The following is a 14,339-nucleotide window of genomic DNA, read 5'->3' on the forward strand; positions in this document are numbered from 1 at the left end:
GCCTGCCACATCGGCAGGCTCAACACTCGCTGCCGCTGCGCCCGGCACTGCCGGCCACTGCATGCAGGTGCAGGCCGTTGGCCGCAACCGGCAGTTCGATGGCCCGAGGGCCGTCGCGCTTCAGCCACACCGCATCCCAATACGGATACGCGCCGATCCGGTCGACCAACCCGATGCGCAACGGCGACGCCACCAGGCTGCGCGCGAACTGCCGGTGATCGATATCCGCTGGAAGCGCCGCCGCCTGCATCTCCGGTTGCCAGATGGTGCCGCCGCGCCCGCGTGCGCGATTGACCGCTTCGCCGGCTGCCAGCCGTGCGGCGCCAGCCAGTTGCAGCAGGCCAGCCCTGCCCGGTGCCTGCAACAGGGCGCACCAGCGCTGCGGCAGCAGCACCCAGCACAGCAGCTGCGCGCCGTGCCAATGGCGCGGCATCGCCAACGTGGCCGCGGCCGCACGCGCGCAGCGCCAGTCCGCGAACAAGGGCACATCCTGATGCGTGGGCAGGCACAGATGCCAATACGCCGCAGTGGGCGCTGGCATGAAAACCGAACAGGGGAGGGACATGCCGGACATGCCCACAGCTTGCCCATGCCGTCAGGGCATCGACATCATCCAGCCGCGCATCAAGGCGTCGGTCACCTGCGCAACGCCGCGTAAGGATCGGGCGCCAGCTGCAACTTCTTCAATGCGGCCGGCCACCAGGACAACCTGGCGCCGTCTGGAGCGATAGATCCACCAACACGGCGTGTACGCGCCGGCGACCGACTACCGACGAATCCCCAATCCCCAATCCCCAATCCCAGCCCCTCAATGCCCAGCCCGATCGCGCTTCCAGCCGCGATGCTTCACATCCAGATACAGGCTGTAAAACGCAGTGAAGGCCGGAAACAGGTTCTGCAGCACGCCTACCGAATCCTGCTTGGCCGAAAACACGAAGTAGCTCAGCGTCATCAGGCTGCCGACCACGCTCATGTACCAGAACAGCCGCGGGATCACCGGCTTGCCGGCGCGTTTGGAGGCGACGAACTGCACCAGCCAGCGGCCGCCGAACATCAGCGCGCCCACATAGCCGATCAGCTTCCAGCCGGTGACGTGGATGCCGGTCCAGTACAGCCAGGTCAGCGGCTGATCCAGCAAGCTCGCCTCCATCAGCGCTCCTCCACCACGGTGCGCTTGCTGCGGGTGATCAGCCACGCCACGCCGCGCAGGTCGCGGATGCCCACCAGCGCGCGATTGAGATTGTTGTACTTGGACACGCCGGCAGTGCGGTGGCGGTGGTTCACCGGCACGCTCACCGTGCGCCAGCCGGCGCGTTGCATCAGCGCCGGCAGGTAGCGATGCATATGGTCGAAGTAGGGCAGGTCCAGGAACGCCTCGCGTTCGAACAACTTGATGCCGCAGCCGGTGTCGGGCGTGTTGTCCTGCAGCATGCGCGAGCGGATCGCGTTGGCCCACTTGCTGGCCCAACGCTTGGAGCCCGAATCCTGGCGGTTGACCCGCCAGCCGGCGAACAGCTTGACCTGCGGCTGCGCCTGGCTGCGCGCAACCAGCAGCTTGGGAATATCGGCCGGATCGTTCTGGCCATCGCCGTCGAGTGTGGCGATCCAGCTGGCGCGCGCGGCCTTGACCCCGTTGCGCACCGCCGTGCTCTGCCCGCTCTGGGTGACGTGATGCAGCACGCGCAGTTCCGGCGTGCTGGCCTTCAGGCCCTGCAGCACGGCCAGGGTGTCGTCGCGCGAGTGGTCGTCGACATAGACGATTTCAAAGGCCACCAGGCCGCGCAGGGCCGAGACGATCTCGCCGACCAGGGCCGCGACGTTGTCGCGTTCGTTGAACACCGGGACGACGACGGAAAGCTGAGGTTGGCTCATGGATTCGTGGTGGCCGGAGGAGGGCAGAGCAAAAAAGATCGCGCATTGTGCCCTGAGCGTCTGAGCCAGGCATGAAGCCTGTGCGCGTCGGCCGTACCGGGATGCGCACAAGCGGCCGGGAGCGTGTAGGGCCGCACGCCGCCCGGCTTTCAGCGGCACGTAGACGGCCGCCGGTGGTTCTGTCAGCTGCAGTGTACGGATTGCGGCGGCAAGCGCTCCGTGGCCCCGGGGTGTTACCCGCGCTGCAAACCGCTCAGGCGCGATCGCCGAAGTAACGCCGACACCACTCCACCACCTGCGGCAGCCCGCGTTCGACCGGCGTGGCCGGATCGAAACCGAAGGCCGCCTGCGCGCGCCGGGTGTCGGCCATGGTGCGGACCATGTCGCCCGGCTGCATCGGCTTGTAGATCTTCTCGGCCGGCCGGCCGGCGGCCTGGGCGATCACCTCGATGAAGGTCTCCAGCTCCACTGGGGTGTGGTTGCCCAGGTTGAACACGCGGTGCGGTACCGGCGCGTCGCTGGGCGTGTCCAGCGCGCCGAGCACGCCGGACACGATGTCGTCCACGAAGGTGAAATCGCGCTGCATCCGGCCGTGGTTGAACACCTCGATCGGGCGCCCGGCCAGCACCGCGCGGCTGAAGAGCAGCGGCGCCATGTCCGGACGGCCCCACGGCCCGTACACGGTGAAAAAGCGCAAGCCGGTGGCCCGCAGGCCGTACAACTGCGCGTAAGTATGGCCCATCAGCTCGTTGGCGGCCTTGGTCGCCGCATACAACGAGCGCGGCTGGTCCACGCGCTGGTCTTCGGAGAACGGCGGGGTGGCCGAGTCGCCGTAGACCGAGCTGCTGGAGGCATACACCAGATGCTGCACGCCGCGGTGCCGGCACAGTTCGAGGATGTTGACGAAACCGACCAGGTTGCTGTCGACGTAGGCATGCGGGTTTTCCAGCGAATAGCGCACCCCGGCCTGCGCGGCCAGGTGCACCACACGGGCGGGCCGGATGGCGTCGAACAGCGCCGCCAGACGATCGCGGTCGGTCAGGTCCAGCGTGCGCAGATCGATGTCCGGGCACAGCGCCGCCACCCGGTCGCGCTTGAGCTGCGGGTCGTAGTAGCTGTTGTAGTTGTCCAGCCCCACCACCGTCTCGCCGCGTGCGGCCAGCGCGCGGCAGGTGTAGGCGCCGATGAAACCGGCCGCGCCGGTGACGAGGATGGTCATGGCAGAGATCCTGAAGACATCAAGTACGTGGTGCGGAGTCGGTATCGGGGGCGGTGCGGCGCGCCGGCGATCGCGCGGTCGTGGGCGCGCGGCCATCTGCCAGCGCCGCCTTGCGCTCGGCGCTGAACTCCCACCAGTGGCGGGGCGGCTCGCCCTGCATGAAGCGCACGATCGAGAGAAAGACATCGATCACGCATGGATCGTGGCGGACGCCGGTGCGCTGGCAGAGCTGCGCATGCATCGCATAGGCATCGCAGCCCAGCAGCTGTTCCGGCGCGTGGATGCCGAGAAGATGCAGATCCTGTACGCAGGCCGGCCCAACATTGGGCAGGTCGGTCAGGCGCCGCAGCTGTGCGCGGTCGACCTTGGCAGGATGCATCGGTGCTCCTCGTGCGCGGGCCGTGGCCTCTCAACCCTTGTGCAGGCGCAGGCGTTCCAGCACGCCTTCCAGCGTGTCCAGGTCGGTGTAGTGGATTACCAGCTTGCCCTTGCCGCCGCGGCCGTGGTTGAACACCACCTTGGTGCCCAGCGATTCGGACAGCTCGGTTTCCAGCGAGGCGATGTCGGCTTGCGGCGCCACCGGCGCCGGCTTGCCACGGCGCAGCCCGCCCGGCACCTTGCCGGCGGCGAACTGCTGCGCACGATGTTCGACCTCACGCACCGACCAGCCCTGGTCGGCCGCCTCCTGCGCCAGCTTGCTGGCCAGTTCCGGGGCCAGGGTGAGCAGCGCGCGCGCATGGCCCATTTCCAGGCGGCGGGTCTCCAGCAATACCCGGATCGCCACCGGCAGTTCCAGCAGCCGCAGCAGGTTGGACACCGAGGCGCGCGAACGGCCCACCGCGGCGGCGGCCTCGGCATGGGTCAGCGAGAATTCGTCGATCAGCCGCTGCAGCGCCTGCGCTTCTTCCAGCGGGTTGAGGTCTTCGCGCTGGATGTTTTCGATCAGCGCCATCGCGATGACGGTGCGGTCGTCCAGCTCGCGCACCACCACCGGCACCTCGCTCAGCCCGGCCAGCTGCGAGGCGCGCCAGCGGCGTTCGCCGGCCACGATCTCGAACTGCCCCGGCGCCAGCTCGCGCGCCACGATCGGCTGGATCACGCCCTGCGCCTTGATCGACTCCGCCAGCTCGGCCAGCTTGACCTCGTCCATTTCCTGGCGCGGCTGGTACTTGCCCGGCTGCAGCTGGGTCACCGCCAAGGTGCGCAGGGTGTCGCCCGGCTGCAGGGCCTGTTCGTCGGCGCCGGCCGGCGCTGCGGCGGCAGCCGCACCCTTGGGCCCCAGCAGCGCTTCCAGGCCGCGGCCCAGGCCACGCTTCTTCGCCAGCGGCGGCTTGCTCATCGGACGGTCTCCACGGGCCGGACGGCCTTGTTGCGGTCGTTCTGGCGGCGCACGATCTCGCCGGCCAGGCCCAGGTAGGCCACCCCGCCACGCGAGGTGCGGTCATAGCCCACGATGCTCTGGCCGTGGCTGGGCGCCTCGGCCAGGCGCACGTTGCGCGGCACGATGGTGCGGAACACCTTGTCGCCGAAATGCTCGGTCAACTCGGCCGACACCGCATTGGCCAGGTTGTTGCGGATGTCGAACATGGTGCGCAGCACCCCTTCGATCTCCAGCGCCGGGTTGAGGTTGGCACGCAGCGCCTCGATGGTTTCCAGCAGCGCGGTCAGCCCTTCCAGCGCGTAGTACTCGCACTGCATCGGCACGATGATCGAATCGGCGGCGGTCAGCGCATTGAGCGTCAGCAGCGACAGCGCCGGCGGGCAGTCGATCAGGATGAAGTCGTAGTCGTCGCGGATCGGCGCCAGCGCGCGCTTGAGCCGCTGCTCGCGCTCGCCCTGGTCCATTAGCTGGATCTCGGCGGCGGTCAGGTCGATGTTGCCCGGCAGCAGGTCGAAGCCTTCCGGCGCGGTGACCCGGATCTCGGCCGCGCTGTTCTCGCCCAGCAGCAGGTCGCAGGTGGAGGCGGCCACATCGCGCTTGTCGATGCCGCTGCCCATGGTGGCGTTGCCCTGCGAGTCCAGATCCACCAGCAACACGCGCTTGGGCGTGCGCGCCAGGCCGGCCGCCAGATTGACTGCCGTCGTGGTCTTGCCGACGCCGCCCTTCTGGTTGGCAATGGCGATGATCCGGGCCATGCGGGAGAGCCTCGTGGGCAAGGAGTAAGACCGGCCATTATGCGGGCAGGGCGTCGGATCGGGAAATGCCGCCCGCGGCGGCGGTGCCCACGCGCGGGAATGGCCGCTGCGGGTCAGCCGGCGGGCGCGGCGCTGCCGGCGGGCGCCTGCATGGCACGGTAGCGCTGCAGGATGTCGGCGATCTCGCCGTCCAGCGCCACCCGTTGCTGCTCGAAGCTGGTCTGCAGGCGCAACTGCGCCATCAGTTCGCGATGGCGTTGCTGGATGTCGCCGGCCAGCTTGTCGGCCACCGCCTGGCCGGCCAGCTCGCGGTCGCCGGCGGCGCGCAGCAGGCTGGCCAATCCCTCGCGCAGGCTGGTCACGTTGAAGCGTGCGGTGTGGATGTTGTTGTCGACGATGGCGATGCGCTCGTTGAACACCCGGCGCAGGTCGTCCTCGCTCTGATACGACATCAGCATCGCCTGGTCGGTGCGCTTGCGCATCTGCTCTGCGGCCAGATCGGCCTGGCGCTGCTGCTCGCTGGCCGCGGCGGCGGCGCGCTCGTCGCTGCTCATCGCGCGCTGCACCTCGGCGCTGCGCAGCCCGCTCTTGGCGTTGAACTCGTCGCGCGCCTGGTTCACCGCCTCCGGCGGCAGCGTATCGCTGCACACCCGGGCGCCGTTCTGGTTCCAGCAATACAGTTTCTTTGCCGCCGACTTGTCCTGCGCGATGGCAGGCGCGGCGGCCAGGGCCGCCATGACGGCGGCGCATAACGCCAAACGTGTGTATCTCGGCATCATCGCAGCCCCCTGTCGCCTGCCGTCAGCCTGTGGTGTCGGTCCCGTAGCGGCCACGATAGGCCAGCAGGGGCTCCCGGTAGCCGACAAGGTCGGCGTTTCCTGCCGCAAAAGCAAGCAGGTCGGCGAGGTTGGCCACCGCGATCACCGCAATGCCGGCCTCGGCCGCCACCGCCTGCGCCGCCGAGCGGCGGTCCTGCTCGGAGGCGATCTCCTGCCGGTCCAGCGCCACCACGATGCCGGCCGGGGTGCCGCCGGCTGCGCGGATGATGCCCAGCGCCTCGCGGATTGCGGTGCCGGCGGTGATCACGTCGTCCACGATCAGCACCTTGCGGCCGGTCAGCGGCGCCCCGATCAGGCTGCCGCCTTCGCCATGGTCCTTGGCTTCCTTGCGATTGAACGCCAGCGGCAGGTCGCGGCCGCGTCCTGCGTAGGCACAGGCCAGCGCCGTCGCCAGCGGGATGCCCTTGTAGGCCGGCCCGAACACCAGATCGAACTCCACCCCGGCCGCGTCGATCGCATCGGCATAGCACTGCGCCAGCCGCGCGGTCTTGGCCCCGGAATCGAAGCGCCCGGCATTGAAGAAGTAGGGGCTCAACCGCCCGGACTTGAGCGTGAACTCGCCAAAGCGCAAGGCATCGGCGTCCAGGGCCAGCTGCAGGAATCGGGTGCGGTGGTCGGTCATGGTGACGAGATTGGGGAGTGGGGATTCGGGATTGGAAAGCATAGCCGGTCGCGCCTTGCGGCATCCGCCGATGCGGTACGCTTTCGCCAATCCCTAATTCCCCACTCCCGAATCCCGGCTCTTCATCTATGCGCATCATCAGCTTCAACGCCAATGGCCTGCGATCGGCCGCCAGCAAGGGCTTTTTCGACTGGTTCGTCGCCCAGGACGCGGATGTGCTGTGCATCCAGGAGACCAAGGCCCAGGAACACCAACTGGCCGGGCCGGAATTCCTGCCGGCCGGCTACAAGGCCTGGTTTCGCGATGCCAGCACCAAGAAGGGCTACAGCGGCGTGGCGATCTACGCCCGGCGCGAACCCGACGAAGTGCGCAGTGCATTGGGCTGGCCCGAGTTCGACGAAGAAGGGCGCTACATCGAAGCGCGTTTCGGCAACCTGAGCGTGGTGTCCTTCTATATTCCCTCCGGCTCGTCGGGCGAGGTGCGCCAGGACTACAAGTTCCAGGTGATGCAGTGGCTGCGGCCGATCCTGGACCAGTGGCTGGCCAGCGGCCGCCAGTACGTGCTGTGCGGCGACTGGAACATCGTGCGCACCGCGCTGGACATCAAGAACTGGAAGTCCAACCAGAAGAATTCCGGCTGCCTGCCGCCCGAGCGCGACTGGCTCAACGGCCTGTGCGCCGATGCGCTGGAAGATGCCAACGCCGCCAGCGGCCGCGGCTGGGTCGACAGCTACCGCGTGCTGCATCCGCAGGGCCAGGACTACACCTGGTGGAGCAACCGCGGCGCCGCGCGCGCCAACAACGTGGGGTGGCGCATCGACTATCAACTGGTCACCCCCGGCCTGCGCGAGGCACTGCAGGCCTGCGCGATCTACCGCGAGCAGCGCTTCTCCGACCATGCGCCGTATGTCGTGGATTACGCATTGTGAGCGAGGCCGTCAAGCCGCGCCGTCCCTGGCAACGCGTGCTCGCCAATCTGCGCCAGCGCAAGGTGCTGGCCATGCTGCTGCTGGGCTTCAGCTCGGGGCTTCCGCTGTATCTGGTCGGCAACACGCTCGGCTTCTGGATGCGCAAACAAGGGATCCAGCTGGACACCATCGGGTTCCTGTCCTGGGTCGGTCTGGCGTACACCATGAAGTTTCTGTGGGCGCCGATCGTCGACAAGACCGATGTGCCGCTATTGGGCCGGCTTGGGCGTCGCCGGGGCTGGATGCTGCTGTCGCAATGCGTCGTGGCGGTTGGCCTGATCGGCATGGCATTGATTCAACCGGTTGGCGGTCAGTTGCTGGTGCTGGGGATTGCCTGGGAACACCTGGCGGTCTTCGGCGCTATGGCCGTGGTGGTGGCGTTCGCCTCGGCCACGCAGGACATCGTGATCGATGCCTGGCGCATCGAAAGCGCCGAGAACAGCGAGCAGCTCGGTTTGCTGACGTCCTCATCGGCGCTGGGGTACCGTTCGGCGCTGCTGGTGACCGATGCATTGATCCTGATCCTGGCCGCAAGGGTTGGCTGGCAGGTCTCGTACGAAGTGATGGCCGTCTTGATGGCGCTGGGCGTGGTCGCCGTGGCGTTGGCCCGCGAGCCCGTGCGCGAGGTGGCCGCGGTCCAGGCGCAGGGGGCCGCGTTATGGACACCGCGCGGGCTGTTCGACGCAATCGTCGGGCCGTTCCTGGCGTTCGTGCGCGAGCATCGCAGCGGCGCAGTCCTGATTCTGGTGGCCATCAGCGTCTATCGCATGGCCGACTTCGTGATGGGGCCGATGGCCAACCCCTTCTATGTCGATCTTGGCCTGTCCGAAGACACCGTGGGCGCGGTTCGCGGTTCGGTGGGGCTGGTGGCGACCTTCGTCGGAATTGCGGTCGCTGGCCTGGTGTCGGTGCGCTGGGGTGTGCTGGCGGCCCTGATGGCCGGCGCGGTCCTGGGCCCGTGCTCGAACCTGGCGTTCGCATGGCTGGCCTATGCGGGGCCGCAGACCAGCAAGTTTGCGGTCGCGATGGCGATCGACAACTTCGCCAACGGCTTTGCCGGCACAGCGCTGATCGCCTACATGTCCAGCCTGACCAGCATCGGCTATACCGCCACGCAGTACGCTTTGCTCAGCTCGTTCTACGCCATGCCGGGCAAGGCATTGAAAGGGTTCTCCGGATGGTCGGTGCAAACCCTGACTCAGGGGCGAACGCTGATGGAGGGCTATGCGCTCTTCTTCGTGGGGACCGCATTGATCGCGGTGCCGGTGGTGGTGCTGTGCGGGATGCTGATCCTGCAGCAGCGTCGGAGCCCGGCCGGCTGAGGTTGCGATCGGGCGTGAGGCTGGGGGATGATCGCCCGGCGCGTCTGCAGCGGTGCCTCGGGACAAGGAGTTGGAATGACCGATCTGGTGTTGCGTGACATCGATCCGCTGCTGGTGGACCGCATCCGACGCATCTCCGTCGCACGGGGCTGGACCCAGCACCAGACCGTCATGCACCTGCTCGAACAAGGGCTGTTCGCCAGCGAGTACGAAGTCACCGGCGGCCTGCAGCATCCGGAAGTCGACGCGCTGGCCGAGGCGATTGCCGCGCTGAAGGCGCTGCCGGCGGGCAACACCCCGTAGTCCTGGCGCGCATCTGGCTGGATGCCGGGCGCACGAACAGCCCGGGCATCGGCCCGGGCAATCCTGCTTGCTTCGCAGCGATCGATTCCGCCGGTCACATCCCGGCAAGGCGCCAGCTGCACGCAGGCGTGCCTCCGGCGGCGCGGCGGCTCCGGCCTCTGCAAGCACGCAGCCCACCTTCTGTCTGGTTCCGCGGCTCCTGCAGGCCGGTAGCTGTCCGGGGGGATCAGGCCGGATGGATCGCCCCCAGCAACCGCGGTCCCGCCGCCCCGGTGACCGCAGGCAGGTTCGCCGGGCGCCCGGCCAGGAGTTCGGCCGCCAGCCAGGCAAAGCCCATCGCTTCCAGATAATCCGGATCCAGCCCGTGCTGCGCGCTGGATTCCACCACCACCCCCGGCAGCCGCGCCGCCAGCCGCGCCATCAGTACCGGATTGCGCACGCCGCCACCGCAGACCAGCACCCGACGGGTCTGCGGTTGCAGCCGCAGCAAGGCGTCGGCCACGGTGGCCGCGGTGAGTTCCAGCAAGGTCGCCTGCACATCGGCCGGGCGCAGGCGCGCGTCGCCCATCGCCTGCATCACCCAGGCCAGGTGGAACTGTTCGCGCCCGGTGCTCTTGGGGGGCGGCAGGGCAAACCATGGGTCGGCCAGCAACGCCTGCAGCAGACGCGTATCCACCTGGCCGCTGGCAGCGAACGCGCCGTCGGCATCGAACGCGGTGCCGTGATGCTGCTGGCACCAGCTGTCCAGCAGCGCGTTGGCCGGCCCGGTATCGAATCCCAGTACCGTGCCGTCGCGCGGGATCAGGGTCAGGTTGCCGATACCGCCCAGGTTGAGCACCGCGCGGTCTTCATCGCCCGTACCCAGCATGGCCAGATGAAACGCCGGCATCAGCGGCGCGCCCTGTCCACCGGCAGCGACATCGCGGCGGCGGAAATCGGCCACCGTGGTCAGGCCGGTGTGCTCGGCGATCCGGCTGGCATCGCCGATCTGCCAGGTAAAAGCCGGATCCCCGTTCGGCCGGTGGCGGATGGTCTGCCCATGCGAGCCGATCGCGCGGATACGGGCGCGCGCCACCCCGGCCTCGTCGATGAGCTGGTTGGCGGCGGCGGCGAACGCCAGCCCCACCTGTGCATCCAGCCGCCCAAGCGCATCGATGGCGACCGTCTCCGCGCCCTGGCCCAGCGCAACCAGCTGCTCGCGCAAGGCCGGCGCCCACGGCACCGTGATGCCCGCCAGCAACGCGCAGCGGCGATGGCTGTCGTCGGCAAAGCGCACCAGCGCCGCATCGATGCCGTCGGCGCTGGTGCCCGACATCAGGCCCAGGTAAAGCGGGGAGTCGTCGTGTTCCAAAGCAGGCATGCCGAAGCCAGAGATGCGCGGCTGTCCAGCTTGTGCAGCCGACGCCGGGCCGTCAACCGCCCCCGCGTCTGGAGGCGAGGGCCATCGGCTGCAGGCAGGTCTACCGGCACGCTTGGCGCGGGGCGGTGCTGCGGTGGCAAGCGTGGGGAGAAGCAGACCCGCGGTGTCGCCCGCCGCAACCCGGCGCACGACCGTTGCATTGCAGGCGCTGTGCCGCCGGTCTGCCGGTGGCGATGGCAGCGCCCGGTCGCGCTCAGCCGCGCGACTTACCCCTGGCCGGCTTGCCGGCATCGGCGTAGATCAGCTTTTCCATGCCTTCGATGCGCGCCATCGCCGGTGCGGTCTGCGCGCGGAAGGCGGCCAGTTCGGCGCCCTGCAACGGCTCCGGCGGCGGCATGGTCACCGACATCGGGTTGCGCTGCTGCCCGCCCACGCGGAATTCGTAATGCAGGTGCGGGCCGGTCGCCAGGCCGGTCATGCCGACATAGCCGATCACCGTGCCCTGGTTGATGCGCTGGCCGGCCTTGATCTTGCCGAAGCGCGACATGTGACCGTACAGCGTGCTGTAGTTCTTGCCGTGGTCCAGGATCACCACATTGCCGTAGCCGCGCTGGGTACCGACGAACACCACCCGCGCATCGCCAGCGGCCATGATCGGCGTGCCCGAGGCGGCCGCGTAATCCACGCCCTTGTGCATGCGCATCGTGCCCAACACCGGGTGCCGGCGCGCGCCGAAGGTGGAGCTGATGCGGCTATAGGCCACCGGCATGCGGATGAAGCTCTTCTTCAGTGGGCGGCCGGTGATGTCGTAGTACTCGGCCGGCTTGCCGGCGCGCTCGAAGCGGAAGCCGGTGTAGGTCTTGCCGCCGGTGGTGAAGGTCGCCGCCAGGATGTCGCCGGTATTGATCCGCTCGCCCTCGCGCCAGGTCTCGTCCATCACCACGCTGAAGCGGTCGCCCGGCTGCAGGTCCTTGTCGAAGTCGATGTCGTACTTGAAGATCTCGTCGGTCATGATCGCCACCGCGGCCGGCGACAACCCGGACTTGTCGGCCGATGCATAGAGCGAGCTGGTGATCTCACCACTGGCAACCACCGTACGCGTGGTCGTCGCCCGCTCGGTCACCTTCTCGCGCACGCTGTCGCCCAGCAGGCGCAGTTCCACCCGGTGGCTGTCGTCGCGATCGAAGCGCAACGCCCGCAGCTGTCCCGGCGTCGGCATGTCGAATGCGATCTCGGTCCCCGGATGCAGCTTGGTCAGCGCCTCCTTGGTGCCGGGATGGGACAGCACCTGATACATCACCGTGGTCGGAATTCCCAATTCGCCGAACAGGGTGCTCAGCGTCTGTCCCGGCTTGACCTGCAGAATCTCCCATTCGGTACTCGGTGCCAGCTGCTTGCGGCTGGGCACCAGCGGCGGCAGCGGCAACGCCAGCGTGGAATGGCTGGACAGCGGTGTGTCGATCGCATTGGAGAAGCCGGGCACAATGGTCGCGACCATCGCACCGATGGTCGCGAACAGGCTGGCATGGATCCAGTGACGGCGTGTCCAACGGTCGTTGAACGCGGCCGGCAGATGCGCCTTGAGCTTGCGATGCAGTGCAGTGTCGTGGAGAACGTGGAGGCGTTCGTGGAAGCGCCGCTTGCGTGCACGGCCCTGCTCGGAGTTCTGCATCGTTCAATGTCCTCGACGGCTCGAAGTGCGAGCCCAATCGCCGGTACCATAGACACGCTGTAACAGCGCGTCAAACCATTGAGCCTGTTCGTTATTTTCACTTGGCGCGGAATTAACCCGCGTTTAACATCATTCACGTTGTTGACGGCAAACGCCGCTGGAGTCCGTGGTTGGCCACTATCGAAGAATCCCTCGCACTCATCGGCCGTGGCGCCGACGAGATCCTCAAGCTCGATCAGCTCCAAGACCGCCTGAAATCGGGCGTACCGCTGCGGGTGAAGGCCGGCTTCGATCCCACCGCGCCGGACCTGCACCTGGGCCACACCGTGCTGCTCAACAAGATGCGGCAATTCCAGCAGCTCGGGCACCAGGTCATCTTCCTGATCGGCGACTTCACCGGCATGATCGGCGACCCCAGCGGCAAGAACGTCACCCGCAAGCCACTCAGCCGCGAGGACGTGCTGGCCAATGCACGCACTTATGAAGAGCAGGTCTTCAAGATCCTGGACCGCGAGCGCACCGAAGTGCGCTTCAACTCCGAGTGGTTCGGGCAGATGACCGCGGCGGACATGATCAAGCTGTCCGCCCAGCACACCGTGGCCCGGATGCTGGAGCGCGACGATTTCGCCAAGCGTTTCACCGGGCAGCAGCCGATCGCCATCCACGAGTTCCTCTATCCGTTGGTCCAGGGCTACGACTCGGTGGCCTTGAAGGCCGATGTCGAGCTGGGCGGCACCGATCAGAAGTTCAACCTCTTGATGGGCCGAGGCCTGCAGGAGCATTACGGCCAGGCCCCGCAGATCGTGCTGACCATGCCGTTGCTGGAAGGCCTGGACGGCGTGGCCAAGATGTCCAAGTCGCTGGGCAATTACATCGGCATCAACGAGCCGGCCATCGACATTGTCACCAAGACCATGAAGATCGGCGACGAGCTGACTTGGCGCTGGATCGATCTGCTCTCCTTCGAGATCGGCGTGGCCGAAGCGGCGCGGCTGAAGGAGCAGGTCGCAACCGGCGAGTTGCACCCGCGCGATGTCAAATTGCGGCTGGCGCGCGAATTGGCCACGCGTTTTCATGATGCTGCCACCGCTGAGCAGGCGATCGCAGGCTGGCATGCCGTGGTGACCGGGCAGGGCGACACCAGCCTGTTGCCCTTGCAGGAAGTCGCGGTGCCGGCCGAGGGTCTGCGAATCGCCAGTCTGCTGACCGCAGCTGGTCTGACGCCAAGCAATTCCGAAGCGACGCGCAAGCTGAAGGAGCGCGCGGTCAAGATCGACGGCGAAGTCATCGAAGATGCGGCGCATATGCTCGCCCCGGGGTTCGAGGGCGTGATCCAGGTCGGCAAGCGCAACTTCGCCCGTGTGGTGCTGGTCAACGACTGACGCGTGCCAGCCTGCTGCAGAGCGGCAATCGCATGGGCTGCCGATTCCTCTATACGCGGTGACGGCAGCTGCAGTGACACGTTCAGACCACGAATGCCCGTGAGGTTTGCGCGGCAGCGCAAGGTTTCAGGAAGATTCGTGAAATATTTTTCACAAATCACTTCCCAAAACCGTTTCGCAGGCATATAGTTCGCCTCCCCCGACGCAACCGACCCGCAAACGCGGCGACGATGCAGACAGGGTTCGGAAATTCCCTGGAATTAGGGTGTTGACGAAACGCAGAAGCCGGCTATGATGGGCGGCTCGCTACACGGAAAGCTGCTTCGGCAGGTGGGAGTGCAGCGGCGGCAACGTCCTCTTCACGAGGGGTTGACGAGGATGAAAAGCCTGCTAATATGGCCGGCTCGCTTCGCAGAAAACCTTCGGGTCGACACGAAGCAGCGTCAACCACCTCGAAATGAGGTGTTGACGGCAAGAAAAAGTCCGCTATAATGGGCGGCTCGCTTCGACGGAAACGACGAAGCTGACGGGAACGGCGCTGAGGCCACTTCCCAATGTTCTTTGACAGTGTGCGCAGGTAATTTGTGCGGACGCCTGCAGGAAGGATGATTGTCCATCTTGCAGACGTTTAATCAAGCAACATG

General features: G+C 67.2%; 15 protein-coding genes. 4 read left to right on the forward strand and 11 right to left on the reverse strand.

Annotated elements, in window-relative coordinates:
• Positions 1-19: 19 nt before the first annotated feature.
• The 9 genes from ACCQ05_RS02185 to pyrE all read right to left on the reverse strand — a co-directional run bounded on the left by ACCQ05_RS02185 (position 20) and on the right by pyrE (position 6,688).
• Positions 20-541, reverse strand: a complete 522-nt coding sequence (locus tag ACCQ05_RS02185; protein WP_372392795.1) for a hypothetical protein — start codon at positions 539-541, stop codon at positions 20-22.
• A 267-nt stretch (positions 542-808) separates the two neighbouring features.
• On the reverse strand, positions 809-1,150 hold the full coding sequence (locus ACCQ05_RS02190) for a lipid-A-disaccharide synthase N-terminal domain-containing protein (protein ID WP_372392796.1): 342 nt from the start codon (positions 1,148-1,150) through the stop codon (positions 809-811).
• Positions 1,150-1,872 carry a glycosyltransferase family 2 protein gene (locus ACCQ05_RS02195; RefSeq protein ID WP_372392798.1) on the reverse strand — a complete coding sequence of 241 codons (723 nt, stop codon included), beginning with the start codon at positions 1,870-1,872 and terminating at the stop codon, positions 1,150-1,152. The genes ACCQ05_RS02190 and ACCQ05_RS02195 overlap by 1 nt, the downstream gene beginning before the upstream one ends.
• Positions 1,873-2,125: 253 nt before the next feature.
• Entirely contained in the window at positions 2,126-3,091 is a 966-nt protein-coding gene (locus tag ACCQ05_RS02200) for an SDR family NAD(P)-dependent oxidoreductase (protein WP_372392799.1), read from the reverse strand.
• A gap of 19 nt (positions 3,092-3,110) precedes the next feature.
• A complete protein-coding gene (locus ACCQ05_RS02205) occupies positions 3,111-3,470 on the reverse strand; it encodes a helix-hairpin-helix domain-containing protein (RefSeq protein WP_372392801.1) in 360 nt (119 codons plus the stop codon).
• A 30-nt stretch (positions 3,471-3,500) separates the two neighbouring features.
• Positions 3,501-4,430 (reverse strand): ParB/RepB/Spo0J family partition protein, encoded by a 930-nt coding sequence (locus ACCQ05_RS02210; RefSeq protein ID WP_228962289.1) that lies wholly within the window; start codon positions 4,428-4,430, stop codon positions 3,501-3,503.
• Positions 4,427-5,227 carry a ParA family protein gene (locus ACCQ05_RS02215; protein WP_228962288.1) on the reverse strand — a complete coding sequence of 267 codons (801 nt, stop codon included), beginning with the start codon at positions 5,225-5,227 and terminating at the stop codon, positions 4,427-4,429. The genes ACCQ05_RS02210 and ACCQ05_RS02215 overlap by 4 nt, the downstream gene beginning before the upstream one ends.
• A gap of 113 nt (positions 5,228-5,340) precedes the next feature.
• A complete protein-coding gene (locus ACCQ05_RS02220) occupies positions 5,341-6,006 on the reverse strand; it encodes a hypothetical protein (RefSeq protein ID WP_167394569.1) in 666 nt (221 codons plus the stop codon).
• A gap of 22 nt (positions 6,007-6,028) precedes the next feature.
• Entirely contained in the window at positions 6,029-6,688 is a 660-nt protein-coding gene (pyrE, locus tag ACCQ05_RS02225; RefSeq protein WP_104540958.1) for an orotate phosphoribosyltransferase, read from the reverse strand.
• Between the two features lie 128 nt (positions 6,689-6,816).
• Here pyrE and ACCQ05_RS02230 point away from each other — a divergent pair, with 128 nt between their 5' ends.
• From ACCQ05_RS02230 to ACCQ05_RS02240, 3 genes are all read left to right on the forward strand, one after another.
• Positions 6,817-7,617 (forward strand): exodeoxyribonuclease III, encoded by an 801-nt coding sequence (locus tag ACCQ05_RS02230; protein ID WP_372392802.1) that lies wholly within the window; start codon positions 6,817-6,819, stop codon positions 7,615-7,617.
• Complete coding sequence (locus tag ACCQ05_RS02235) at positions 7,614-8,978, forward strand: AmpG family muropeptide MFS transporter (RefSeq protein ID WP_372392803.1); 1,365 nt, start codon at positions 7,614-7,616, stop codon at positions 8,976-8,978. Before ACCQ05_RS02230 ends, ACCQ05_RS02235 begins: the two co-directional genes overlap by 4 nt.
• Positions 8,979-9,053: 75 nt before the next feature.
• Positions 9,054-9,281 (forward strand): hypothetical protein, encoded by a 228-nt coding sequence (locus tag ACCQ05_RS02240; protein ID WP_029221462.1) that lies wholly within the window; start codon positions 9,054-9,056, stop codon positions 9,279-9,281.
• Positions 9,282-9,507: 226 nt separating this feature from the next.
• On the opposite strand, the gene ACCQ05_RS02245 is transcribed toward ACCQ05_RS02240, so the two are convergent.
• Both ACCQ05_RS02245 and ACCQ05_RS02250 read right to left on the reverse strand, forming a co-directional pair.
• Entirely contained in the window at positions 9,508-10,641 is a 1,134-nt protein-coding gene (locus ACCQ05_RS02245) for an anhydro-N-acetylmuramic acid kinase (RefSeq protein ID WP_372392804.1), read from the reverse strand.
• Positions 10,642-10,894: 253 nt separating this feature from the next.
• The gene (locus ACCQ05_RS02250; RefSeq protein ID WP_372392805.1) at positions 10,895-12,313 is read right to left on the reverse strand and encodes a M23 family metallopeptidase; all 1,419 of its coding nucleotides are present in this window, start codon (positions 12,311-12,313) and stop codon (positions 10,895-10,897) included.
• Between the two features lie 170 nt (positions 12,314-12,483).
• On the opposite strand from ACCQ05_RS02250, the gene tyrS reads away from it, so the two are divergent.
• On the forward strand, positions 12,484-13,695 hold the full coding sequence (gene tyrS / locus ACCQ05_RS02255; protein WP_372392806.1) for a tyrosine--tRNA ligase: 1,212 nt from the start codon (positions 12,484-12,486) through the stop codon (positions 13,693-13,695).
• Positions 13,696-14,339: the final 644 nt, after the last annotated feature.

It is taken from the genome of Xanthomonas sp. NCPPB 3582 (assembly GCF_041475735.2).
GTDB lineage: Bacteria > Pseudomonadota > Gammaproteobacteria > Xanthomonadales > Xanthomonadaceae > Xanthomonas > Xanthomonas codiaei.